Annotated in this window: 22 protein-coding genes, 1 tRNA gene and 2 pseudogenes; 9 read left to right on the top strand and 16 right to left on the bottom strand. The window is 56.3% G+C overall.

Annotated elements, in window-relative coordinates; all coding sequences use genetic code 11:
• Both FFY45_RS02490 and FFY45_RS02495 read left to right on the top strand, forming a co-directional pair.
• The coding region (locus FFY45_RS02490) for a transposase (RefSeq protein WP_176339307.1) at positions 1-176 on the top strand (176 nt) is incomplete at its 5' end.
• Between the two features lie 306 nt (positions 177-482).
• Positions 483-1,553: an acyltransferase family protein gene (locus tag FFY45_RS02495; RefSeq protein WP_176339308.1), complete on the top strand. Its 1,071-nt coding sequence runs from the start codon at positions 483-485 to the stop codon at positions 1,551-1,553.
• Between the two features lie 95 nt (positions 1,554-1,648).
• Here the strand turns inward: FFY45_RS02495 and FFY45_RS02500 are convergent.
• From FFY45_RS02500 to FFY45_RS02510, 3 genes and pseudogenes are all read right to left on the bottom strand, one after another.
• Positions 1,649-1,855 (bottom strand): annotated as a pseudogene (locus tag FFY45_RS02500) (helix-turn-helix domain-containing protein); the annotation flags it as partial.
• On the bottom strand, positions 1,771-2,817 hold the full coding sequence (locus FFY45_RS02505; RefSeq protein ID WP_255171847.1) for a DJ-1/PfpI family protein: 1,047 nt from the start codon (positions 2,815-2,817) through the stop codon (positions 1,771-1,773). The gene FFY45_RS02505 and the pseudogene FFY45_RS02500, both read right to left, overlap by 85 nt.
• A 148-nt stretch (positions 2,818-2,965) precedes the next feature.
• Positions 2,966-4,102, bottom strand: coding sequence for an MFS transporter (locus tag FFY45_RS02510; protein ID WP_217902430.1), 1,137 nt, complete (start codon positions 4,100-4,102; stop codon positions 2,966-2,968).
• Between the two features lie 296 nt (positions 4,103-4,398).
• Here FFY45_RS02510 and FFY45_RS02515 point away from each other — a divergent pair, with 296 nt between their 5' ends.
• Positions 4,399-5,010 carry a TetR/AcrR family transcriptional regulator gene (locus FFY45_RS02515; RefSeq protein WP_176339310.1) on the top strand — a complete coding sequence of 204 codons (612 nt, stop codon included), beginning with the start codon at positions 4,399-4,401 and terminating at the stop codon, positions 5,008-5,010.
• Between the two features lie 196 nt (positions 5,011-5,206).
• On the opposite strand, the gene FFY45_RS02520 is transcribed toward FFY45_RS02515, so the two are convergent.
• Positions 5,207-6,115, bottom strand: coding sequence for a LysR family transcriptional regulator (locus FFY45_RS02520; protein WP_176339311.1), 909 nt, complete (start codon positions 6,113-6,115; stop codon positions 5,207-5,209).
• 112 nt (positions 6,116-6,227) lie between these two features.
• On the opposite strand from FFY45_RS02520, the gene FFY45_RS02525 reads away from it, so the two are divergent.
• The 3 genes from FFY45_RS02525 (at position 6,228) to FFY45_RS02535 (ending at position 9,107) form a co-directional block, all read left to right on the top strand.
• Positions 6,228-7,331 carry an alkene reductase gene (locus FFY45_RS02525; RefSeq protein ID WP_176339312.1) on the top strand — a complete coding sequence of 368 codons (1,104 nt, stop codon included), beginning with the start codon at positions 6,228-6,230 and terminating at the stop codon, positions 7,329-7,331.
• Between the two features lie 942 nt (positions 7,332-8,273).
• Positions 8,274-8,672 carry an NYN domain-containing protein gene (locus FFY45_RS02530; RefSeq protein ID WP_176339313.1) on the top strand — a complete coding sequence of 133 codons (399 nt, stop codon included), beginning with the start codon at positions 8,274-8,276 and terminating at the stop codon, positions 8,670-8,672.
• A 147-nt stretch (positions 8,673-8,819) separates the two neighbouring features.
• Positions 8,820-9,107, top strand: a complete 288-nt coding sequence (locus FFY45_RS02535; protein WP_176339314.1) for a DUF3892 domain-containing protein — start codon at positions 8,820-8,822, stop codon at positions 9,105-9,107.
• Between the two features lie 340 nt (positions 9,108-9,447).
• Here FFY45_RS02535 and FFY45_RS02540 read toward each other — a convergent pair whose 3' ends face one another.
• From FFY45_RS02540 to FFY45_RS02550, 4 genes and pseudogenes are all read right to left on the bottom strand, one after another.
• Positions 9,448-10,602, bottom strand: a complete 1,155-nt coding sequence (locus FFY45_RS02540) for a helix-turn-helix domain-containing protein (protein ID WP_176339315.1) — start codon at positions 10,600-10,602, stop codon at positions 9,448-9,450.
• 3 nt (positions 10,603-10,605) lie between these two features.
• On the bottom strand, positions 10,606-11,214 hold the full coding sequence (locus tag FFY45_RS02545; protein ID WP_176339316.1) for a hypothetical protein: 609 nt from the start codon (positions 11,212-11,214) through the stop codon (positions 10,606-10,608).
• A 145-nt stretch (positions 11,215-11,359) separates the two neighbouring features.
• A pseudogene (locus FFY45_RS22060) lies at positions 11,360-12,181 on the bottom strand (transposase); the annotation flags it as partial.
• 659 nt (positions 12,182-12,840) lie between these two features.
• On the bottom strand, positions 12,841-13,338 hold the full coding sequence (locus tag FFY45_RS02550) for a hypothetical protein (RefSeq protein WP_217902426.1): 498 nt from the start codon (positions 13,336-13,338) through the stop codon (positions 12,841-12,843).
• A gap of 404 nt (positions 13,339-13,742) precedes the next feature.
• On the opposite strand from FFY45_RS02550, the gene FFY45_RS02555 reads away from it, so the two are divergent.
• On the top strand, positions 13,743-15,008 hold the full coding sequence (locus FFY45_RS02555; RefSeq protein ID WP_176339318.1) for an RES family NAD+ phosphorylase: 1,266 nt from the start codon (positions 13,743-13,745) through the stop codon (positions 15,006-15,008).
• Between the two features lie 519 nt (positions 15,009-15,527).
• Here FFY45_RS02555 and FFY45_RS02560 read toward each other — a convergent pair.
• From FFY45_RS02560 to FFY45_RS02595, 8 genes are all read right to left on the bottom strand, one after another.
• Positions 15,528-16,610 carry a TrbL/VirB6 family protein gene (locus FFY45_RS02560; RefSeq protein ID WP_255171848.1) on the bottom strand — a complete coding sequence of 361 codons (1,083 nt, stop codon included), beginning with the start codon at positions 16,608-16,610 and terminating at the stop codon, positions 15,528-15,530.
• A 1-nt stretch (position 16,611) separates the two neighbouring features.
• The gene (locus FFY45_RS02565) at positions 16,612-16,863 is read right to left on the bottom strand and encodes an EexN family lipoprotein (RefSeq protein ID WP_176339319.1); all 252 of its coding nucleotides are present in this window, start codon (positions 16,861-16,863) and stop codon (positions 16,612-16,614) included.
• Positions 16,864-16,865: 2 nt separating this feature from the next.
• Entirely contained in the window at positions 16,866-17,300 is a 435-nt protein-coding gene (locus FFY45_RS02570; protein ID WP_176339320.1) for a hypothetical protein, read from the bottom strand.
• A gap of 9 nt (positions 17,301-17,309) precedes the next feature.
• Positions 17,310-18,020: a P-type DNA transfer protein VirB5 gene (gene virB5, locus FFY45_RS02575; protein WP_176339321.1), complete on the bottom strand. Its 711-nt coding sequence runs from the start codon at positions 18,018-18,020 to the stop codon at positions 17,310-17,312.
• A 211-nt stretch (positions 18,021-18,231) separates the two neighbouring features.
• A complete protein-coding gene (locus tag FFY45_RS02580; RefSeq protein WP_099802393.1) occupies positions 18,232-18,504 on the bottom strand; it encodes a hypothetical protein in 273 nt (90 codons plus the stop codon).
• A 6-nt stretch (positions 18,505-18,510) separates the two neighbouring features.
• Complete coding sequence (locus FFY45_RS02585) at positions 18,511-19,404, bottom strand: hypothetical protein (protein ID WP_176339322.1); 894 nt, start codon at positions 19,402-19,404, stop codon at positions 18,511-18,513.
• 596 nt (positions 19,405-20,000) lie between these two features.
• On the bottom strand, positions 20,001-21,077 hold the full coding sequence (locus tag FFY45_RS02590) for a site-specific integrase (protein ID WP_176339323.1): 1,077 nt from the start codon (positions 21,075-21,077) through the stop codon (positions 20,001-20,003).
• Positions 21,078-21,162: 85 nt separating this feature from the next.
• A tRNA-Ile gene (locus FFY45_RS02595) sits at positions 21,163-21,238 on the bottom strand.
• Positions 21,239-21,774: 536 nt separating this feature from the next.
• On the opposite strand from FFY45_RS02595, the gene FFY45_RS02600 reads away from it, so the two are divergent.
• Together FFY45_RS02600 and FFY45_RS02605 are read left to right on the top strand one after the other, a co-directional pair.
• Positions 21,775-22,029: a type II toxin-antitoxin system Phd/YefM family antitoxin gene (locus tag FFY45_RS02600; RefSeq protein WP_176339324.1), complete on the top strand. Its 255-nt coding sequence runs from the start codon at positions 21,775-21,777 to the stop codon at positions 22,027-22,029.
• Positions 22,029-22,454 carry a type II toxin-antitoxin system VapC family toxin gene (locus FFY45_RS02605; RefSeq protein WP_176339325.1) on the top strand — a complete coding sequence of 142 codons (426 nt, stop codon included), beginning with the start codon at positions 22,029-22,031 and terminating at the stop codon, positions 22,452-22,454. The genes FFY45_RS02600 and FFY45_RS02605 overlap by 1 nt, the downstream gene beginning before the upstream one ends.
• The last annotated feature ends 291 nt before the right edge of the window (positions 22,455-22,745 follow it).

Below are 22,745 nucleotides of genomic sequence, written 5' to 3' on the forward strand. Positions count from 1 at the left end.
GGCGCGCGAAGGTGGAGCATCCGTTCCGGGTGATCAAGCGCCAGTTCGGTTACACCAAGGTCCGCTATCGCGGCCTGGCCAAGAACACCGCACACGTGCTGACCTTGTTTGCGCTCTCCAATCTGTGGATGAAGCGAAAGCAGTTACTGCCTGCCATGGGGAGCGTGCGCCTGTAACCCGGGGATTTCCCACGGAAAGCGCCAGAAATGGCCAAACTCCGAAGATCCAAACGCGACTCTCCGCAACGACGCGACATTCCGCGCTCTCAGGCCGCGTTATTCAGACCTTCCCTAACTCAATCGACGATGAGCCGATTCAATCTCACGCTGCTGAATCCGCGTTCATGCAGCCAGGTTCTGGATGCAACCAATTTGTCACATAGGCGCACTCACGCGGGAAGGTCGCCCCGCCGCCAAAGACAAACCATCCATGCCCCACGCAAACCCCTGTTTTCCGCAACTCCCGATCAGCAGGAAAGATTGATGAGCTCCGCACAGCGCATTGATGCGCTCACCGGAATTCGCGGACTGGCCGCCCTGCTGGTGGTCTATTCGCATCTTGCGGAAGACGGATTCTTCTCGCGTAGCCATCTGTATCCGGGCGAAGTGGGTGTCATGGTGTTCTTCACCTTGAGCGGATTCTTGATGGCCTTTCTGTACGGCCACAAGCAATTCGACTACGCCTCCGTGGTGCGCTACGGCATCTCGCGTTTTTCGCGGATTGCCCCGGCCTATCTGTTTGTGGTGATCGGTTCCTATCTGATCTACAACCTGATCGACCCATCATTCGTCTACGCGATCACCCATCAGAACCTGCTGCGTCATCTGTTGTTCTCCGGCAACGTGTCCGCGCTGTGGAGCATTCCGCCGGAGGTGCAGTTCTACGCGGTCTTCGTGGGCCTGTGGTTCGCACTGTGGAAATTCAGAAACCAAGGCAACGCCTCCGTGCTTGCAATCGTGCTGACCGCGATTTTTCTGCTGATCTCCTACCGCGACCAACTGCCCGGCACCTTTGTCGGCTCAAAGATGCAGTACTTCTTCTCGGGCGTACTGTTCGGGTTGTTCCGCAATCAAGCTTGGTCCGACAAGGGCATGCGCACGCTTGCGTTGCTGCAAGGCCTGACGCTGATCGTTATTGGCCTGGTCATCGCACGCATCCTGCCGGTGGAATTCGGCAGCAAGCGCGAGTTCTACAACTATCTGGAAGGCGCGTTTTTCTCGGGCATCTTCGTGTTCATGTTCTCCTTCGATACACCGCTGAGCAAGCTGCTGTTCGGCCACCGGCCCATCATGATGTGTGGCGAGTTCAGCTTTTCGATGTATCTGCTGAACATTCCGGTGATCTATGTCGCCATGAAATTGCTGGGCGACCACGCGCATACCCCGGCCATGGCCGCGCTGATCACCTTGGTGGTGTTCCTGCTGGCATGGCTGATGTATCGCGTCATCGAGCTGCCCGGTAACACGCTGTTACGGCGCATTGGAACCAGGCTTTTCGAATCGCGTCCGTTAGTGGCTCCTGCGCGTACCGAAGCGACCGATACCATCAAATAACCTACCGCTTTGTTTGAAGTAGCCGTGCGTCGGGAGCGTCGTGGCCGCGGCTCTTCCCGACATCCCCGCATCGCGTACTCGCAACGATGGATGCATCAGGCGATGGCGAAACGCTCGTTCGCTGCGGTGCCCTGGAAGCGATCCCGGTAGTCGCCCGGGGCTACGCCCAAGACACGCAGGAAGGTGCGACGCAGTGTCTGTTCGTCCGATAGACCGGTCAGCGCCGCAATGCGCTTGATCGGCGCGTTTCCGGATTCCAGCAGGCGGCGCGCCGCTTCCACGCGTAGCGTTTCCACCGCCTTGGCTGGGGTGACACCGCATGTGCTGCGGTAGACGCGTGCGAACGTGCGCGGCGACATCTGGTAGAGACGACGGACGCGCGGCTTCTCCCCGTGGTGGAGTACGCATCCACGGTCAGCGCAAGTGTCGCCTCATCCGTCCCGGGTGCGCCCAGCACATCGATCTGCTCACCACTGTGCAGCCATCGGTTGGTGTACAGCACCTGCGCCAGCGGCCACGCGGTTGTGCCAAGGCGGGGACGGAATGCATCACTGTCGTGCTGCGGCGACCAATCCTTCGCACCGAGCGTCGATGCCAGTTCCTGCGCCTTCGCCTGCCCGCTGATGGCCTCAACCAACGCGATCGATGCTGGGATCGCGGCGCTCACGCCCGCGGTAGAGATCCACGTTCCATCCGCGACATAACGCCTATTCGGCGTCCAGCGGATGGCGGGAAACGTCTCGGCGCGGCTGGAGCTGGTCGACCAATGCGCCGTGGCGCGGCGACCATCGAACACGCCCATCTGTGCGGCGATGAGTGCCCCGTTGCAGATGGTGACGATGGTAGCGCCGTGCGCAGATTGCTGTTTCAACCATGCAAGCAGTCGCGGTTCGGAAGTCTGAGCGGCCACGATGACGTAGTCGGCGCCGTCGGGCTGCGCGGCATCGAACTGGGCCACCGTGGTGTCTGTCGCGATCTTGAAGCCGGGGCTGCCAAGGTCGGTTAAAGTTGCCAGTGGCCCCTCATCGAGGGTGACAGCGACGACGTCCATGGTGCCGGCACGCGAGAGAATCGCGAACGCCACCAGAAAGTCGCTGACTTCCACACCGGCATTGTTTCCCACCACCGCAATCACCGCATGGGCACGCGCCGTACGAGCACGGTAGGGCGGCAGCGTCGCCTGTTCCGTTGCAGCGATATCCGGGGCGCCGCGCGCCGGCAGTGCAGGCCACGCCGCCGGCTCGGCACACCCGGCAAGGATCATGCACGCAGCCCAGGCAGCGCGACGGATAACGCGTTGAAACATCAGGGGGGCCATGGCGATGCCGCAGAGGAGATGTCCGCTGATTCTTCCGCCACAACCTGCTGTCGGCAATGTCGCTGACCCGTCATTTACTGCCACGGCTAACAGGCTAATGGCCGACGACTGGCGCGCGTGTGCCCGCAGCAAACCCGTAGCTTCGGGCGCGCCATGCAATGCAAAATCCAACCGCCAGCAACAAGGCCATGGCCGCCGGAAAGGTCTGCGCGCCCCATTGGTCCAGCAGCACGCCGCCCACCACACCACCACCGGCGATGACACTGTTCCAGGCAACCACATTGAGCGACAGCGCAACATCGGCCCCTTCCCCTGCGCTATCGGCAAGTGCAGTCTGCAGCAGCGTCGCGGCTCCACCGAACGTCAGACCCCACACCGCCACACACCCGTAAACGACGGGCTGCATGTCGTGCAGTAGCGCCAGCACCACAGAGAGTGCGAAGAACGTCGCCAGCGAGATCAATACGGTGCGACGCAGGTGATGCTCCACCAGCTTTGCTGCCACGCCGATACCAACCAGTGCGGCTGCGCCGAAGACCAACAGCAGCACGTCCACACGATGGCCCAGCCCCGCGTGTGCGGCAAATGGCGCCACATAGGTGTAGAGGATGTTGTGGGCCAACATCCACGCCATCACGGTGGCTAGCACGGGACGCACGCCAGGGGTGCCAAGCACCTTGCGCAGCGGCACACGCTGCGCTGCCGATTGGCCGGGATAATCGGGCACCTTCACCAGCACCCAGACGATCAAAACGACTGTCAGAACCGACATCGCGGCAAACGCACTCCGCCAACCCAGCACGCCGCCCATCCAGGTGCCCAGCGGCACGCCCAGGGAGAGCGCAATCGGTGTGCCCACCATCGCAATCGCCATGGCCCTGCCCTGCTGTTCCGGCTGCACCATGCGCCGGGCGTAACCGGCCAGCAGGCTCCAAGCCAGGCCTGCGGCTGCGCCAGCAAACAAACGCGCCACCAACGTCAGGCTGTAGTTGGTTGAGAGTGCAGTGATGGAGTTGAACACCAGGAAGCCGACAATGGTGAGCAACAGCACGTTACGTCGCCTCCACTGCTGGGTCGCAATGGTCAGCGGGATTGCAGCCACCACCGAACCCAATGCATAAGCAGTCACCGTTTGCCCAGCCAGGGCGGGAGTAATGCCAAGGCCTGCGGACATATGCGGCAACAGTCCTGCAGGAAGGGTTTCGGTCACGATGCAGATGAAACCGGTCATCGCCAGCGCCAACAGGGCGGCGATGGGTAACGGCGCGGGAATCGCACTGGCCGTTGATGTGTTTGGAGAGGTCACATGCTGTCCTTGGTTGAGATAAGTTTCGGGTCAGATCACACCGATCCGTATCGATCGGTACATATATAAGCCAAAAAGAAACAGGCCATCTACCGAACAGCCTGTCCGTGCATGCTATCGAAAGTAACATATATGTATCGCTCGGTATGTATATTACGAAGCGACCACATTGTCAACGACATATGTATCGACTAGTCTGTATGTAGGTATCGGAGAGTGCAATGGCACAGATGGGAAGGCCACGCAGCTTCGACCGCGACACCGCGGTTGAGCAAGCGCTTCACCTGTTCTGGGAACAGGGCTACGAATCCACCTCGTTGAGCCAACTCAAGGCGGCGATTGGCGGCGGCATCACCGCGCCCAGCTTCTACGCAGCGTTCGGCTCCAAGGAGGCACTCTTCAAGGAATGCATGGAACGCTACCTGGCGAACTACGCGAAGGTGACCCACTGCTTGTGGGACACCTCGCTCGGTCCAAAGCAGGCGGTGGAGCTTGCGCTGCGCCGCTCAGCCAAGATGCAATGCGAGCGCGGCCACCCAAAGGGCTGCATGGTCACGTTGGGAGTGATGAGTGCACCATCACCGGAACTCTCTGCGCTCTGCACCCCACTGACGCGCTCGCGTGCCCGCACACGCGCCGGCATCCGCGCCTGCGTGGAACGCGCCATCGTCAACGGAGAATTCGGGCCGGATGCCGACCCCGCTGCACTCACATGCGTGTTCGACAGCTTCCTGCTTGGGCTATCCACACTCGCCAGGGACGGCATGAGTTTCAAGGCGATGGATGCTGCCATTACGCAGCTCATGGGGTTTTGGGACGCCCAGACCCGCTAGGCAGGCAGCACTTCAAGCCGTGCGCCGCAGAACACCGGGATGGTTCTCGCTGCGGGATGACAAAGTTAGATTCATTTGAGAACCCGCTTGCCTCGCTGCGCCTGGCTCTCAGGGTCAACTTTCGCAGTGAATGACTCAAGCCGCCGGACCTGGTTACAGGTATCGATGGTAGCGGCAGCGCGCATTGTTTGACTTTTTAGTCGAAGGTGCCGATAGCGGAAAGCCGCACCAACTCGTCCACCACATAGCGCACCTTCGGACGCAAGTGGCGCGTGCGCGGCCAGAGCGCGAAGATTTCGATGCAATAGGCCGTGCACTCTTCCAAGACGAGCTGCAGCCTGCCCGACTGGATGTGCGGGCGCACCAGCGAGATCGGCATTTGGCAGATGCCCAGACCTGCGATCGCAGCGTCGATGACAGCATCTCCGTCATTCAACTGGTGCGTTCCTTGAGGCACAAAATCGCCGGCGGTCACCTTATCGCCAAACCTCCAGCCGACAGGCTGGCCATTGCGGAAGCCGACGATGCTGCGATGCGCCTGCAGCTCCTTGATCGTGCGAGGAGCCCCGTGTGCAGCGAGATACGCAGGCGATGCGCATAACACCAGCCGCTGGCGTCCCAGTTTGCGCGCAACCAGGCCACCGGAGTTATCCAATCCGCCAAACCGAATCGTCAGGTCGATGCCTTCCTGGGCTGGGTCGATCAGATGGTCGTTGAAAGAGAGCGTGTAATGGAGATCGGGATGCGCTGCGCCGATGCGAAGCAGGATCGGCAACATGACGTGGCGGCCGAAAGACGACGGCATGTCCACACGCAGCCGGCCGGTGGGCAGTGACGACTGAGAGGCCAGGCTGGCTTCTGCGCTGGCGATCTCTTCCAACGCAGCAGCGCATGTCGCGAAATACGATTCACCATCTGCAGTGAGCGCGATGCGCCGCGTGGTGCGGTGGAACAGACGCACGCGCAGCCTTGCCTCCAGGCGGGCGATCGCCTTGCCTACCGCCGAGCGCGAGATCCCCAGCGACTCGGCCGCCTCGGTAAACGTCCTGGAACGTGCCGCGGTGACGAAGGTGACCAACCCATTGAGTGTCTCGACAGGGAGCATCGGAAATCCTTTGGGGAATTGATGTCCCCAATGCTGGGACTCTCAGCACCTTTATGTGCATCGAAGTCAACCTTACCTTCTTTAGCCTATCCCTACCAAATAGCCCTTCCCCATGACATCAAAGATCTTCCAACCCTTCGATCTCGGCGGCACCCAGCTGAGCAACCGCATCGTCATGGCACCGATGACCCGCGCCCGCAATCCGGGGTGCGTGGCGAACGCATTGACGGCGACGTACTACGCTCAACGCGCGAGCGCGGGCCTGATTGTCAGCGAGGGCACTCCCGTCTCGCAGCAAGGCCAGGGCTACATCGACGTGCCCGGCATCTGGTCGCAGGAGCAGGTCGCCGGCTGGAAAGTGGTGACCGATGCAGTGCATGCCCAGCAAGGCAATATCTTCGCCCAGCTGTGGCATGTGGGCCGCATGTCGCATACCTCGCTGCAGCCCAACGGCGCCGATCCAGTGAGCGCGAGCACGCGCCCGGTTGCATCCAGCTCCAAGAGCTATGCATTTATCTACCGCGAGGACGGAACGCGCGGGACAGCTGAGCCCAGCCCGGCGCGTGCGCTCGAGACCGAAGAAGTGCCAGGTATCGTCAGGGATTTCGAGCAGGCGGCCCAACGCGCGATCGACGCAGGCTTCGACGGCATCGAGATCCACGCCGCCAATGGCTACCTCTTCGAACAGTTCCTCAACCCGATCACCAACGACCGTGTCGACGCCTACGGTGGTTCGCTGCAGAACAGGGCGCGGCTCATTCTCGAGACCGTGGATGCAGTGGCCTTGCGCATCGGCTCCCGCAAGGTGGGAATTCGCCTTGCACCGAACAATCGCCAATTCGACATGCCCGCGTACGCGGAGAGCGAGGCCAGCTACCTCTACCTGGCCGAAGAGCTGGCCAAGCGTGAGCTTGCGTATGTGCATCTAAACGACAACCACGCAAATGGTTCCCCGGACATGAGCGAAACATTCCTCGCAGCGTTCAAGCGCACATACGGCGGCACCGTGATCCTTGCGGGCAAATTGAACCTGGAACGCGCAACTCGGTTAATCGATCAAGCAGTGATCGACCTGGCCGCGTTCGGCCAGCCCTTCATTGCAAACCCGGACCTCGTGGCACGCCTGCAGACAGGTGCACCGCTCGCATCTCCGGATCGCGACACTTACTACGGCGGTGGTGCGGAGGGTTACACCGACTATCCGGTCGCAACCTGACGCACAAGCATCCACCTCTTCGATGCATCCGTCGGCGGCTGGCGCTGTGCTCTGCGAGTTCGCCTCCATGGAGAGATCACAGCGCATCAGCACGCTCCTGCGCCGGCTGTAGCGCGCTTGGCGGTGTATTCGAGTGACGCGCCGTTCCCTAAGCTGGCAGCCGGTGGCTCGCCATCGACCTGCGCTAGCGCGTGCAAACACAGTGGGCAACGGGGCGAAAAAACGCTGTGGGGAACGTAACACCAGCAACGACAGGCCACTATGACCATGTACTACCGCTGGTAAAACGCTAAAGCGCAGCCAATTTCCAACAATTTTCCCAAGGCAACGAAAAAGGCACTTCGACTCGCGTCCAAGTGCCTTTTTTATTGGTGGGCCCACCAGGATTCGAACCTGGAACCAAAGGATTATGAGTTTGTCGTCAACACGCTGTGCTTAGGAAAACCAAGCATAAGACAACGTAAGCAGCAGAATAAAAAAGTAAGTTGCGACAGCAGTTTAGCGCAGCTTGGCGAAGATGGGAAAAACTCAGCTCTGTACCGCTGGAGTACCACTATCGGAAACAACCTTGAACCCGCAGACGTTCATGACGACTGCTCTACAGGTTGACGGTGGTCACTCCTTTCGGCTTTAAATTGGTCGCATTGTCTGACCACTGCCAGCTCATCCTGGCTTGTCTTTTCCGAGTGCGGCCAACGGCCGCCGACGACGAGGTGGTGCCATCTTCTACCTAGTCGGCGGTCGCGGCGGGCAAGCGGGAGCGAGCTGCTGGCTTAGCCCTCGCGATTCCGGCGTGCTGATGAAATCGGTGCGCACAGCCGGCAAAGGGTCGAGCATTAGGACATACTGGGATGACCACGTACGAGGCATCGGTGCCCAGCACCCAAAGCCTGCGACTGCTCACGTTTACGACCCCACCCAGATTGGATCAGACGTACTCCAATGTTCCGTTTTCGCATGCTCAAACGCTTCGGCAATCGAGCGCGTCGCGTCCGGGTCTGGAAGCTAGAGGAGAAGCAGACAGATGTGAATCTAGCGCTTGCAATGTATAGCGCTGCCGCGTCTGCGCGCTATCAGCAGCTAGTCGTTTGCTCCAACGATAGCGATATCGAGCCGGTCCTTGCGGCTATCCGCGAGGACTTCCCAACGATCGTCTTAGGCATCGTAACTCCTCGAAGACCACCAGTCGATGGTGAGACGGACAGGAGGGTGAGCGCCTTGCTCTCGAGCCGAGCTAACTGGACACGCCAATATATCTTAGATGACGAGCTTTCAGTCGCTCAGCTTCCCAAGCGAGTACCAAAGGCCGGTAGGCCAATCGATAAGCCTGAGTATTGGTGATGTAACACTTGCTAAGCAAATAGATCCAGCAGCCTGGCATCCGAAGCGAACTCTAGCTCGAACGGAATTTTTTACCATGATTTCTTTCGTTTTTGTGTATAAATTGTCCTGACCGGAGGGGCCTCCGGCATACCAAGGAGAGTCTACGTGGCAAGTCGACATAAGATTGGCTGCATCAACAAAGATGATAGACAAGATAAATACAACCGCATCACGCACGTTGGCGGAAGCGGCTCAGACGGCAAGCAATGGAAGCTAACTCTTGACGCCGCTATCAGCGGAATCGAGGCGGGCAAATATGCTTTCTTCACCCATGTTGGAGGCCACGAGAGAGACGTGGTGGTAGTCACCCCGAAAAGCGGAAAAAAATATCTGCGAACTACTGCCGATCAAGATACTCCGGACAATTTGCTAAGCCTTCCCGAATGCCCGTAACCTAACGAGACTTGGTGCCGGCCTCCGCCGGCACCGCGGTCGGCCTGACTTTACAAGCGGCGACGGGTAGTTCATTACCAACCAAGCTCGGGCTGTTTAGGGGTACCCAGCCATCTATTACCCAACGGCCCGCATAACGACGACGGGGCTCGCTGCCGTGATACCTGAGGACGGCCTGCGGTCCTGAACGCGTTGCGGCGCTCAGCTTCGTTGCCCCACGCGCCACCGTCCTTGATGCGTGCGTCTCTCGGGTATTGGTCTGCGCCTGATAAGGCCGGCGATGATCTGATCGACCAAACGCCGCTGCACACCAATCATTAGGACAAGCTAAAGAATGATGTCAGCTACGCTTTCGCATCAACGCGGTAACTGTAGCTCGTCGACGTGACTCCAAAGAAACTATCTTTGCATCGTCTTCAAGCACGACAGGCGAGTCAGGAGACGTGGCACCAGGCGGAACAACAAATTCTTCAACCAGACTCGCTGTCAGATTCAGCGACTCACAGTACGTATCAAAACTCATGCGGTAATGCGTGTACGCCAAACGGATAGCTTGGGAAAACAACTCCGGTATCTCCTTGGGTATCAGATGATCCTCGTTTTCACCTCGAGCCTCGCCACCACGGCTAAGACGGATAACCCCTGTAGTGTACTGATCATCGGAAATCAAGCCGAGCTGCTTAGCACGGTAGAGCAGAGCAGACTTGCTGACCTTCCACCGCATTTTCATATCAACCAGACCTTGCCAGTTGAGATGACGTCCACGCAACTTGGGGAACTCTTTAACGAAGGAACTACGGGGCAGCAAAAACGCGCCCGCGAACCGATTTGCTTCTCCTTCGGTCTTTCGATCACCCGTGATAGTGCCCACATGCATCACTAAATGGCCAAGTTCATGCGCAACATCAAAGCGCAGCCGACACGCAGAAGACTCCTCGGAATTCAATACGATGATTGGACGCGCTGCACTGATGGAGTATGCGTCGATTTCTCTAGAAACTCCTTTGAAGGACGTTGCAACTGCCCCTACGTGCTCAGCAAGACGAGTCATGTTATTGATCGGCCCTAGGCCCACACCCCAGACGCGGCGGCAGTGCTCTGCAGCCTGTTCAATTTCCACCAAACTAGAGACATCGATCTGCGGAATTGTGTTGGCAGGCAAGTCCAACTGGCGGTCTAACGATCCAACCAACCGCCTGAATACCTCGCCTTTGGCAAGCGCGACCTGCTTAACACCCACGCGCGCACTCATACGCTTCCGAAAGTGGCATTGCTCTTCTGTTACAGGTGAGACAGGCGCAGAAAAAAAGAACGCAGGCTGGACCTGCGTCAGAGAGGCTATAGCCTCAACATCCGCCATAGGTGGCTCAATCTGCTCGGTCTCTACCTTATGGACGTACTGGCGTGTCTTACCGATACGCACCGCGACGTCTTCCATTGTCAATCCATGGAAGAGTCGCGCCAATCGCACATTGGCGCCAACAAACTGCTGCATAGCTTATTCCTTGGGACGATCGTCCCCAGCGGCGCGATCTTCCGGCTGGACTCTGGGAATCGTAGCCTTGGCAGGCGGCAGTTGAACTGCATCCACCCTGGTGTTGTCAACGCTAACCAACGCGGGAGTACTCTGGGAGTACTTCCACAGGAAAACCAACTCATGATTGGCGTCGTAGCCAAGAAAGTGCACGTCAGCTTCTTCGTCCACAGTTTCCGGCTTGACGACAACAAACCGGAATAGCTCTGGTTTGCCTGCCTCGACCTCAAACAGCAGTCTGTCAGCATCGTTACGGCGATAAAAGCCGGGCTTCCTCGGGTTAACAGGGTCATCTACGAAGAACCTGCACGGAATGCCTTCAATTTCGAACGTAACATCCATGCCAGCATGGGTAAGCTTCATCCAGTTGTGCCGGCTCTCTTGGCACATCCGAATGATCGCATTACGCTGCCGCCCAAAAGTTGCCGTGCCGCGCACATAGTTGTCGTCGAGGTCTCCACACAGCTCCAACTCAGTGTCGTAAAGCGTCTCAAGCAGAAGCTCAGCGATCACTCGCAAGCGAGCAGCCTGCAGTTGCGGCGTATGGCTCCAAGGCCGGCTCTCAAGACTCATATAGCGTACCTTTATGCAGATCTGCAGGTTTGTCCCGGCCATCTTTATGCAAATGAGCCCCCTTGTCAACAGGCGATTGATCTTCGTATCTTGAAGGTAGGTCTCTCCGCTTCCTTGGCTGAATAGCGGGCGAGTGAAGAGGACTCCTCGCTTGGGCGTTGAACGATTCGATGCAGTCGCTCTGGAGGGGCTGACCGGGGTTGGACCATCCAGATCTGTACATCACGGGCATACGTACCGGCCGCAATGGCCTTCCCATAGAACGGCCTGCCGTTATCGGTGCGGATCACCTGGCAAGCCAAGACTGTGGGCCAGCCGGTCCAGTACACGTGTCAAACCGTAGCCAGAGATCTCACGCTCCACTTCGATGTCGCCCGCATCGTGCGTTGCGTCGTCAACGATAACCAGATACTTGAACGCCTGGCCTTCGGCAGTGTGGGTCGAAAACAAGGTCCATCGACCGCACATGACAGGCGAGCAACTGACGCACCAGCGGCTATCGATCTCCTACCGGCACCTTCTTGCGACTGCATTCTTCCTGTCCCAGCTTCAGGTAGATTATCCCCAGGCCGTAACGCTTGTGGCGGTGGGCCAGTTTCAAGGTGCACTCGCCTAGCTCAATTTCGCGATCTTCGCGCAAGGCGTAGCAAACGCACGGAAACTCATCTGGATAATCGCCAGAGCACACCGTTCGCTGGCTCCTTGCTCAATCATTTCGCGCACCAGCGTACGACGCGCTAGTGTGCCGAATAGTTTTTCAACGCCTCCCTTATCAGATCATTCTCTAACAGTTGCTCGGCAAGCAGCTTCGTCAACCGCGCCTTCTCCGATTTGAGGTCCTTCAAACGATTGTCATCGGACCCGCTCAATGCCGCCGAACTTGCTGCGCTACAAATGATAGGAAACTTCACTGAAGACCATGTCGGCGGCACAGGTCGTTCACCGTCACGCACGCTTCGTGCCTCACCCGGGGAAGCCGATGATTCGCTCTACGAAAAACGCTCTCCCATCCAATCTAGGGATGGGTATTTAACTCCAAAACTGTGCGCACACTGTACCGGCCTCCGGCCTATCCTGCATTGTCCATTCTTCGCTTTTTTGATCTCCTTGCTTCGCTCGCCGAATCACTTGACGCCACACGTGACATGCACCGGTGCTGCTATCCGCTCTGCTATCAGCCTCCAGGAATTTCGTCATGACGAAATTTTTCAACTGGCTTTTCATGCCCATCTACGAAAATCCAACCAAATGGACATTCATCGGTGACGGAACTGGACACCGCCGCTAAATGAACTGGATGAGAGCACCAGAAGCGTCGGACATCGCCGCCAGTATCACTTCCCGTATTTGACCGCCTTCGTCTTTCGCATGGATTGCGTAAGGGCTGACAAACAGGGATTGACCAAGGGAGGGCGGATGCCGGGAATGCAGCGAACAGTTTCTAGCTACAACTTCAAAGCCCCTAAGCGCGTCAACGCTTGGGGGCTTGTGCATTTCCCACGTGTGGATTGGCGGTGGGAGTCGTCAGGTCATGCCGGCACCTGTCTTCCATGTACGCAGTTATGGCGTGTTTCCGCCGACCCTCGTCACACTCCAAGGGCATTACGCGCCACCAGAGCAGCCACATCACTCCCTGCTGACCGCTTTTGATACCAACGCGGCCGTCCACGCGTGATCCAGGCGCAACGTGACCCAACGCTTGTCGATGGCCTCAACAACGGCCTCGGCGAAATAGTCCCCGAACACGGCTTTATGCTGATCTTTCGGAATGCTCAGAAGCTTGGAGCCCAAACCGATTTCCTGTGCGTTCTGAAGGTAGTAGCTCACCGTATCCCAGGCCGGGGTGGTCCAAGCCTTGGTACGGTTCTTCCGGTGGTGGCCATCGAGCCCACCGGGCAGCCAACAACGGAATCGATAGAGCCCATCAGCGTCTTTCCGGAACTCGGGATTGGCAGGCTGTCGCAGCGGATCAAAAGCGACGTCCTCATCCCGCACCACCGGGACTTGGTTCAAGTCGAGATCCAACTCCAGAACAAATGCGTAGTCGCGATCGCTCGCCTCAAGTCCTCCGGATAGCATGGCGTCGCACACCGACACCATCGCCTCATGCCCCAAGGCGGCCATTCGCGCTCGGTAGTCCAACGCAAGGGCTTGCGAAAGATGGCCCAAGAGCTCGAACTCGACGCTCACAGAGCGATACAACACTGCCACAGCGTTTGAGTCGTAGGGATTTTGGTCGTTTGGAACAAGAACGACTCGAAAGAAGGTCAGGTTCGTTTGGCCCGCCGGTTCTGCGCGACCGCTCCGAGCGCAGCACGATACACCCTGCTTCCTGTCGCTTGTACTTCAAAACATCCCACAGAGGGCCACTTAGGCACGCCTTGCTGCTGCATCATCGCTCCATCGCCGGGAGCCAACAGCATCGCTGCCCCGTCTCCGCTTGCCAAGCAATTATCATTGACAGGTGACCAGTAGAGGCCCGCTCCGCGCTAATGTATAGGACTAGAGACAAGGGACGGCTCGTTGCAATGGAAACCGGAATTTGCAAGAACTGCATCGTGGATGATTGTCTCAAAGCAGAGATTGATGCTCGCGCAGAGCTCGTCAATTGCACGGAATGCAGCCGAGCTCGGAAGGGCATATCCATTGAAGCTCTTGGGCGGCGGCTTGAGACAGTTCTTCGGAAGTACTACGTATCGGGCGAAGCTTACAAGCATTACGACGGTGTCGATGACGACAGGGGAACATGGCAGCAGCACGGCGAGCTCCTATCTGACATCATTCAGGATGCACTTGGAGAGTTTTACGGTTGCCACTCATTAATTGTTCAAGCGGTGATGGGTGCAGAGGACTGTGATCCAGCGTCCGGAGACTATGGGTTCTGGAGTGAGGATTCGCACTACCAATTTAAGTTCGTACAGTACGAGCCGACCTGGTTCCCAGGGTGGCATGAGACCAAAGCCGAATTGAAGCATGGTCGTCGGTTTTTCAGCCCCGCTGCCATGTCCATGTTTGATGCTCTCTTCCATGGGATCGACAACATCACAGCTGCTATCAAGGGGAAACAGCGGAAGGTTTGCTATTCACTATCCGTCGGCAAGTACCTGTTCCGTGCCAGGGTAGTCGATTCTCTGTCAGCGCAGGCAGAGGTCATCGCTGCACCTGAGCACCAAGTCGGCCCGCCTCCATCGGAGATCGCGCGAAGCGGCCGCATGAATGCAGAGGGCGTATCTGTCCTGTACGCCTCCACTGAGGCAAGCACTTGCGTAGCCGAGATGCGGCCGGCTATCGGCAGCACGTTGGCAGTGGTGGAGTTACAGACCACGCGTAGACTACGTGTCTTGGACCTTCGCAGGCTTGAAATGGCTTGGCACGAACCAAGCATGTTCGATCCTAACTATTCGGATAAGCGCATCCGTCTCGCCGCGCTTCGCCAGCTGCATGAACTGGTCTCTCAACCGATTCTGCCAGGGAAGGAGGCGGACTACATCGTGACTCAGACAATGGCTGAGTACCTCGCCCACGTGTTCCACAGGCCCTTCGATGGGATCGTATTTCGCTCGGCTCAGGATGTGCTTGGTACCAACCTTGTGCTCTTCTCACAGAGCAGGCCGTTTGATGGAAAGCTCTCGCCCAGATTCGGCGTCAAGTACGTCAAGGACAGCCTAAAGTTCGTCCGAATAAGGTCTGTGAGAATCGACTACGAGGAACTGTCCCTTGTAAGCGTCCAAGGCACACCTTACCTTCTGGACGTCGATGGGCAGGCTAGGTTTGATGAGTGGCTTTCGGACTAGGGCAGTGCAGGACACGGGGCCGGCGGAAACGCATCTTGAGGGTCGGCAGGAATTTGTGAGAAATTATTTTCTAACAGCGAGCCAGCTCACTTTCGGCTGTTTTTTACACGAATCCCTGCCGACCCTCTGGTTGCGCTGGCTTTTGCTAGTTCACAATCGTCCAGCTTAAATGATGCCGCCGTCCAGTTTGACTGATAGCTTCGTCCAGTTTATTTGGTGCCAGCGTCCACTTGCTTGGCTGTATGTACCCATGCTCCTCAGCGCCCTAAGCAGACCGTATATGAAACCACCTAGGACGCCCCAATCAGGTCCGTGTTGTAACCTTGAAATTTCGTCATGACGAAAAAAATAGCCACCGGCATAAGTCATCTTGAGCCGGAGCTTTACCAGCAACTGGCATGGCTAATCACAGGTGCGCCAGCTCGGCGCTGAATCTGTCTTGCACCTTGGAGGATAAATCCAAGCTCAACGCATTAAGCTGCCAGTCAAAGAAAAGCCCCGACTAGCGGGGCCATTCTATTATTCGCCTTGAACTTGACCACCTCTAGCTCGGCCCCAGTTCCTTCCCACGTTGGTCAATACATGTTGTCGATATGATGGATTCCATACCGTATTTCCCGCAATAAGGTGATTGGTTCTCCCGGCCGTCACCATCATGCCGGACTCAAGATCGCGGCGAGTTGAAACGGGGTTGACCGCACCGACCACAGCAGATCCAATTCCCGATGCCCCGGCTACCAGGCCGCCCATAGTGATTGCCGCAGATGTCATGCCCCCTGCAAGTGCGCCCCCTTTTTGGTAAGCAACATACATAAGCCAAAGCATCACCACGGTAATGATGATTAGGCGCACGCAGTCAAAAAAAGGGCTTGCGTCAACGCTGTCGATATTTGTGGCGCTGACAACCGCAACGAAGATCTTCATCGCAAATGCTAGAACCGCGCTTACCAGAGCGATTTGCAGAACGGTCGTTATCACCTCGCCAAACCACCTATCAAAGAATGCCTTGGTGGTCGGCCACATAAGAAGCATGATAAAAAGAGGCCCAATACCTAGCAGTAATTCAAGCAGCGTTTTAGATGCAACAATCATTGCCCCAGCAGGGGCGGCTATTATAAGAGTTGCGGTAGCTACAATAATCGCTTCAAAATATTCACCGATCATCATTCCCATTTCGGTCGCACCTCTATCAGAGGCCCGATTCCAGAGCTCACCTGACAAATCGAGCCCTTTGCCGACAGATTGGTCAAGAACCTGATAGACGGTAGCAGGAGTGGCACCGTTGGCGCCTGAGAATGCCTGCGTTATTCCGGCTTCTAAGTCATGACCGGACGCAACGACAAAGTTCATATAAGTGTCTGAGCTCAGCGCAAACGCTCCGATTAAAGCGAATTTTCCAAAAGACAGCATTAATTTAGAAAACGGCCCATCAATGCGACCCAAGGTCATCAAAATTCCAGTAATGGAATAGTAAAGTGAGCCCAAGAGGACGGCACTTAACGTGATTTTCTCAATCACCACGGGAACTGTTGACTCGACATATGCATCCATTGCGTTAGTAATGGAATCGCCTATGAACTGAAAAATCATAGGGTCTGACATGTCATTCCCCCATCTTTACGGAGGGCAGCGGAGAGTAACCGCGACGCGAATTAGCTATTTCGTTTTCTGCCTGCTGGGCGTTAATACAGTTCGGCGCCAAGCTCCTTTCGCCTGGGTTATTCTTGCAGGCTGCCAACATCGCATTGCGTTGGTCTCTGTCTGCTTTGTATTCCGCGACAGTCCGGGTTGGCTCGTTGTTGTTGCAACCAGCAAAGAGGAAGACGAGCGAAGTCACAAAGACAAACTTTTTCATAGTTACATCCTCTTAGTAGAGTGCGGGACCTGCGTGAGCGCAGCGGACACTTCCGAAGCAACGATGATTTGCCGTGTCGCAAGCCACCTCAGTGCTGCTTCCGGCATCCCGGCGCGTGTTGCATCTAGAAAACGCTGCCTGCCATTCACGAATGCAAGCGCGATGCAGGCCGCCGTCAAAACGAACGCTACAACCTCTGCTTCCCAGCTCGCGAGGTTCTTGATTCCGGGAATAGAAACTCCCAGCGTTTCATGCGCAATCCAGTAGAAGGCGACCAATGCAAAGAACATTGCTACGATATCGAGGCAAAACATATGGGCATCGCCACGTAATGCTTCATTGAAACGATAAGACCCGAATTTCCGAACCGAAAACCAGAACCTAATAGGTAAATTTAAGTATCCGATGAGTAGCAGCAATTCGATGAAGTGCAGCATAAATCCTCCTTAGAATTCGACTGGATTCAAAGGGGAATAGCCACGACGCGAATTTAATTTCGCATTGATTTCGCGTTGTCGTTGCTGCTGAATTTTTTCCTCAGCTACCGCCATCATCTGAAACAACTGGAGTTTGGTCTCCTCGTTGGCGATCATCGCTTGTTCGCTAGCAATGCGTCCTTGCAGCTCAGCGATCGCCTTTGGATCCTGTGTCTTGTTGATTTCGCCCATGAGCGAGCTGATCTGATCGAGCCGCGACTTTGCAGCTTCATATGCATCGCCAACGAACGCCTTGTCCTGCGCCGGTTTCGCGGCTGCAGCCTGGCAGGCAGTTCGCTGCGCATCGCCCACAAGACGCGCGCATGTGTCGAAGATCTTGTTAGCTTCGTAGATGGCTGCTGCCGAGCTGCTAAGGCCGCTGTAACCGCCGTTGCGCACAGAGTCATAGACGCTTTGCCAATCCCTGGGCAAGTAGTCGCGCAATTCCGGATCGTTCATGATCTGCCCCAAACCGCGCGGGCCAGTGACTGCGTCGTATTGCTTCTGCATCTGGTTAATCTGGCTCACCATCTGGTCATACTGGGCCTTCCACTTCGCTATCGTCTCGATCTGATTGATCGTAGAAGGAACGTCGGCCACAACGGTGACCGGGACACCGGCGTAGGCATAACCGCCGAGCATCAGCGAGCCTACGAGAAGAAATGATTTGTTGATGTGCATCAGTGCCACTCCTGTTGCGTTAGGAGGGACGAGGCCGACTGTTCCGGCTGGGTCAGGAGGGGCTTAGCCTCCGCAGCTTCACCTTTGGCGGTTAGCTCACTATGCGGCCATTCTGTTCATGGCTGTCAGGGCCTTCTTTTCAGCCCGGCACCCGGTACGCACGAAGCGTTCTTGGGGCAACTCGACCCAGGGTCTTGGAAACGTATCGTCTTTACCAGTTGCTTCGGACGATGATTAGATTTTCGCTCAAATACGGTACATCTGCCAGATCTTCCAAAGCCTGATCGACGGTGCGGAACCATAGCTGCATGCCATATCTATCGACAACTACTCGGGATTCGGTGCCGTCATCGATACGCATTGCGTATCCTCTCTTTCGTTCGGCATGTAAGATCACCTGAATTTCCCCTCCTCTTTCCAGACTGTCACAGTAGTCTTCGAGGTTATGAAACGATAAAGATTTATCAGGCGTCGTGGTGCTCATTAGCTTTTACGTTTTCACCCTAAGCATTGCACCTATCTGATCCATATACGGCTTGCTGGCCCCTGGTGATGATCGCTGAAGGCTACGAACTGGCTCAATCGCTTTCTTCTCGCTCGCACTCCTTCTTGCTTCCGATACGGCTACTCCAGCCACTGGCTCAAATTCACCTCTCTCGTAGCGCGAAACCATGGCTCTTAGCCAACGTTCTGGGGTGGTCTTGATGCTGTTGGTCGAAAGCACTCCGGCAAGTTCGTCCAGGAGAAGCTGTGCTTCGTTAACGTCGATTCCAGCCATCAGCAGCTCCACTGCACGCCTTTGTGGCACGTTTAACGAGCGCGGCCAGAAAAGTTCTCTTCCAACCGGGACGCCTGCATCTGCGTCGCCATCGTTTTTACCGTGGATGACTTTACACGCAGTAGGTTGTAGTGGTTTTTCATCAATAGTCTTAATTAAGTTGGTACTGCTCTTCTTGGTACTACTTACACTTGGTTTACCCCCCTGTGCACCAAGGCCTGACAGGCCATTGGATGAGTCACCATGCCCCGGACGGCCATACCCCGGTTTTTGGGGGTATGGTTCAGGGTCTGATGTGGTCGTAGCAATGTGCGGCTCAGGCGTATCTGTCACAACTTGTAACCACTTTATTTTTCCTTGAGAATCACGCTCCCGCTTTTGCTGGAAGTAACCAGCAGCTTGCATTTCTCTCCGAGCGCGAAGCCACTGCTGCTCGCTCAATTTGAAGGTCTTACGTACATGCCAAATATTTAACTTAAAATCAGAACTTCTCCCAAGCATCCAGGATAGGACGACACGTGCAGTCCATCCCAATCGGTGGTCGGTCAAGATGTCATCAGGCACTGCCGAGAACGCACGACGCTTGATGCTGATAAATTCGCTCATAACTAGACTAGCCTGCAACGCTGTCGGCAGGCACTGCTTCTCCGTCAAGTGACAATGCATCCTTGACTTGAAGCGTTCGGAAGTAGACACGCCTCCCTACACGCAACATTGTGGGCCTGAGTTTTTGAGAAACCTCATTATTCGAGTACAGCGCTACACGCATTCCGTCGGGAGAACGTCCTAAAAGAGCAGCAACGTCAACCAGCTTCATAAGCGGCCCATACTTCTGCAGCAGATATTCTTCAGTTGTCATAGGAGTGCATGTACCTACGGTTGATTTCTGTAGATGCTCATCCTCATGACTTCAAATCCTTTGGTCAAACATGCACTGAAATTTCTAAAATACCAAGATGCTATATATTGGTTTTTTTTGCAGACACTGCCTGATCCGCTGACAACCTAATTTCGGCTAAAAATAAGCCCGATAACAATGGAAAACAGAAATGCAACAAATTTTATTTCTGTCTGTGCACACCCTTAATGAAAGCCAAATTGACATAATTTGGTCGTGCTCCCATGAGTGTATTTGGGAGAACACAGCGCGTTTTGAGCAAAGTTATCAAACGGCAGGAGATACCTCCCTATCCACTTATCAGTTAGGCAACCCCTCTTCCGATTCGGTCCAACTTTGATACAAGATCCTCAGCCCGCAGGTGTGTGTATCGCCGCAACATTTGCATGGATTTGTGACCACTGATCGCAGCAACTTCCTGGTCTGAAAGGCCTGCTTCAACAAGTCGACTGATTGCTTCATGCCGTAGATCATGAAAATGTAGGTCCGCCATTCCGGAGTCGCGCTTGAGCTTCATCCAAGCTGGATTGAACTGGTAAGAGCGACGTTTGCCATCTCTCCCAGGCTCGCCATAGAACAGCAAATCGGTGTCGATAGGACGTACAGGGTTGGCCAACGCAACTCGCAACACTTGAACAGCCTCCTGGGTCAACGGGACAGTCCGTGAGCTGCCGTTCTTTGTCTGCTGAAGACGGGCCACGCGGCGCACCAAGTCAACCTGGCTGCGGCGCAGGCCCACAAGTTCGGAAGCGCGCATTCCCGTTTCCAAGGCTAAGCGTACGATCCAACCGAGCATCGGATTTGAGTGGCCATCTACTGCGCGAAGCAGGCGCTGCTCCTCGTGCGGAATCAAGCGGCGATCTCGCCCAGGGCCAGGTGGCGGGCGCCGAATGCCTAGCACCGGGCTGTGGATGAGCCCTAGGCCCCATTCCTTCAATGCCACCGTAAACATGTGCCCAAGCAACGCGAGTTCCAAGCGCACTGTGTTGTTACTGCGCGGCCGGCGTTGACCCTGCGCATCCAGGTCTCCGGCCAAGCGCTCGTCGCGGAAGCGAGCAACGATCTCTGCGGTCAGCGCCGCCAATGAATAACGGCCAAGATGTTTGATCAGAACTTCGGCACGGCGCACTTCACTGATCTGCGTGACAGGCCGCTTGCCTGGCGTGACTTCAGCCAGGTATCGCCGCATCGCAGCTTCAACGGTAGTGCGCTCGGAGCCGGCGCGGCGGATGTACACACCGCGCACCATCTCATCCTCGGTGCGCCTAGCCCAGTCCTCGGCATCACGCTTGGTGCGGAATGTCTTGATCGCAGGGGGCCATCCAGTCTTACGGATGACGGCCTTCCAAGCACCTGAGGGGGTTTTTACGAGTGTTGCCATAGGTCTCTACTTCCCGGACTGTACCGAAAATGTACCTTTGGCCTCTCTCTTAAGATGAGACGCGTCAGCAAATCATTGATTTAACTGGTGGGCCCACCAGGATTCGAACCTGGAACCAAAGGATTATGAGTCCTCTGCTCTAACCGTTGAGCTATAGGCCCGGCGTACTGGATTGCGAGATGCGCTGCATGTCGAACCGTCCGGCGACTCGAAAGTTTACCTGTCTGCGCGCGTCGCTGTCTGCTGCGGGATCTGGTTTCAATGAGGATCACTGATCGCGTCCTCGCCCACTTGCGTAGAAAGGCACAGAAAAACACCGCCACAAGTTGGGCATTAGATTGGTTGCTATCCATGTGTCTGTCGCGCTGTTCGCAACGTGACCCACATCTTGGATGTCTCGCCTGCAGCCCTTTGCTATCAGCCATCACGATGCGAGGTGCCCGTCGTAGTTCTTTTCGGTCAGTCAGCGGTAGTCCATGCACCGTAACTGCGACGGTTTCGATGCGCTCATATCTTTTTTCCCATGCTCTTGGCAGTCCGATGCCGCCTCTTGGTATTTCAAGGTTCTATCGGCCTGAAGCGGTTTTCGATCAGGCTTTTCGATCATCGCCAGGATGACGATGTTCTGACCATTCGCTTTGCACCTGATTGTATTTGTAGTAACGTTACTACATCCGTTTGATTCCGGAGGTGTCCTATGACCATCACAACCCTCTCTAGCCGTGAGCTCAACCAGGACGTGACACGGGCAAAGAAGGCCACCAAGGGCGGTCCAGTGTTTATCACCGATCGCGGCAAGCCTGCGCATGTGCTGTTGAGCTTCGAGGATTATCAGCGGCTGACGAAGCAGCGGCGCAACATTGCCGATGCGCTGGCGATGCCGGGCGTTGCGGAGATCGAGTTCGAGCCGCCGCGCGTGACCATTGGAGCCCGGCCGGCTGATCTGGAATGATGTACGTGCTCGATACCAACGTGCTGTCGGAGCTGCGCAAGGTACGCCTCGGCAAGGCCGATGCGAATGTGGCGGCGTGGGCGGAACGTGTTGATGCCGCCGACCTCTTCGTATCGGTCATCACCATCATGGAGCTGGAGCTTGGCGTTCTGTCGATTGAACGCAAGGATGCCCCCCAGGGGGCCCTACTGCGCTCCTGGCTTGAGCAGCATGTATTACCCGAATTCTCTGTGCGAACTTTGCCTGTCGATACCGCTGTGGCGCAACGCTGCGCCAGGTTGCATGTACCAGACAAGCGCGGCGAGCGAGACGCGCTCATCGCGGCAACGGCATTGGTGCATGGTATGGCGGTGGTCACGCGCAACGCGGCCGATTTCAAGTTGACCGGAGTGAGCATCGTCAATCCGTGGGAACCGTCGCCATGAATGCTTACGGATTCAAGACTATTTCCGATAGTGGTACTCCAGCGGTACAGAGCTGAGTTTTGTCCGTCTTAGCCAAGTTGCGCGAAACTGCTCTCGCAGCTTACTTTTTCGTTCTATTGCTTACGTTGCCTTACGTTTGATTTTCCTAGGCATGGCGCGTTGACGACAAACTCATAATCCTTTGGTTCCAGGTTCGAATCCTGGTGGGCCCACCAGTAAAACTCCATGGCCTACCGAGGCGGCTCATCTTCACGAGAGAAGCCAAAGGTGCTGTTTCGATACAGACCGGGA

This window comes from Xanthomonas hortorum (assembly GCF_011305375.1).
GTDB classification, from domain to species: Bacteria; Pseudomonadota; Gammaproteobacteria; order Xanthomonadales; family Xanthomonadaceae; genus Xanthomonas; species Xanthomonas hortorum_E.

Bases quoted from the DNA above. Each gene is read 5' to 3' on its own strand.
- FFY45_RS02495 (WP_176339308.1), top strand. From the start codon at position 483: ATGAGCTCCGCACAGCGCATTGATGCGCTCACCGGAATTCGCGGACTG.
- FFY45_RS02505 (WP_255171847.1), bottom strand. From the start codon at position 2,817: ATGATCCTTGCCGGGTGTGCCGAGCCGGCGGCGTGGCCTGCACTGCCG.
- FFY45_RS02510 (WP_217902430.1), bottom strand. From the start codon at position 4,102: ATGACCGGTTTCATCTGCATCGTGACCGAAACCCTTCCTGCAGGACTG.
- FFY45_RS02515 (WP_176339310.1), top strand. From the start codon at position 4,399: ATGGCACAGATGGGAAGGCCACGCAGCTTCGACCGCGACACCGCGGTT.
- FFY45_RS02520 (WP_176339311.1), bottom strand. From the start codon at position 6,115: ATGCTCCCTGTCGAGACACTCAATGGGTTGGTCACCTTCGTCACCGCG.
- FFY45_RS02525 (WP_176339312.1), top strand. From the start codon at position 6,228: ATGACATCAAAGATCTTCCAACCCTTCGATCTCGGCGGCACCCAGCTG.
- FFY45_RS02530 (WP_176339313.1), top strand. From the start codon at position 8,274: ATGTTCCGTTTTCGCATGCTCAAACGCTTCGGCAATCGAGCGCGTCGC.
- FFY45_RS02540 (WP_176339315.1), bottom strand. From the start codon at position 10,602: ATGCAGCAGTTTGTTGGCGCCAATGTGCGATTGGCGCGACTCTTCCAT.
- FFY45_RS02545 (WP_176339316.1), bottom strand. From the start codon at position 11,214: ATGAGTCTTGAGAGCCGGCCTTGGAGCCATACGCCGCAACTGCAGGCT.
- FFY45_RS02550 (WP_217902426.1), bottom strand. From the start codon at position 13,338: ATGGCCGCCTTGGGGCATGAGGCGATGGTGTCGGTGTGCGACGCCATG.
- FFY45_RS02555 (WP_176339318.1), top strand. From the start codon at position 13,743: ATGGAAACCGGAATTTGCAAGAACTGCATCGTGGATGATTGTCTCAAA.
- FFY45_RS02560 (WP_255171848.1), bottom strand. From the start codon at position 16,610: ATGTCAGACCCTATGATTTTTCAGTTCATAGGCGATTCCATTACTAAC.
- FFY45_RS02565 (WP_176339319.1), bottom strand. From the start codon at position 16,863: ATGAAAAAGTTTGTCTTTGTGACTTCGCTCGTCTTCCTCTTTGCTGGT.
- FFY45_RS02570 (WP_176339320.1), bottom strand. From the start codon at position 17,300: ATGCTGCACTTCATCGAATTGCTGCTACTCATCGGATACTTAAATTTA.
- virB5 (WP_176339321.1), bottom strand. From the start codon at position 18,020: ATGCACATCAACAAATCATTTCTTCTCGTAGGCTCGCTGATGCTCGGC.
- FFY45_RS02580 (WP_099802393.1), bottom strand. From the start codon at position 18,504: ATGAGCACCACGACGCCTGATAAATCTTTATCGTTTCATAACCTCGAA.
- FFY45_RS02585 (WP_176339322.1), bottom strand. From the start codon at position 19,404: ATGAGCGAATTTATCAGCATCAAGCGTCGTGCGTTCTCGGCAGTGCCT.
- FFY45_RS02590 (WP_176339323.1), bottom strand. From the start codon at position 21,077: ATGGCAACACTCGTAAAAACCCCCTCAGGTGCTTGGAAGGCCGTCATC.
- FFY45_RS02600 (WP_176339324.1), top strand. From the start codon at position 21,775: ATGACCATCACAACCCTCTCTAGCCGTGAGCTCAACCAGGACGTGACA.
- FFY45_RS02605 (WP_176339325.1), top strand. From the start codon at position 22,029: ATGTACGTGCTCGATACCAACGTGCTGTCGGAGCTGCGCAAGGTACGC.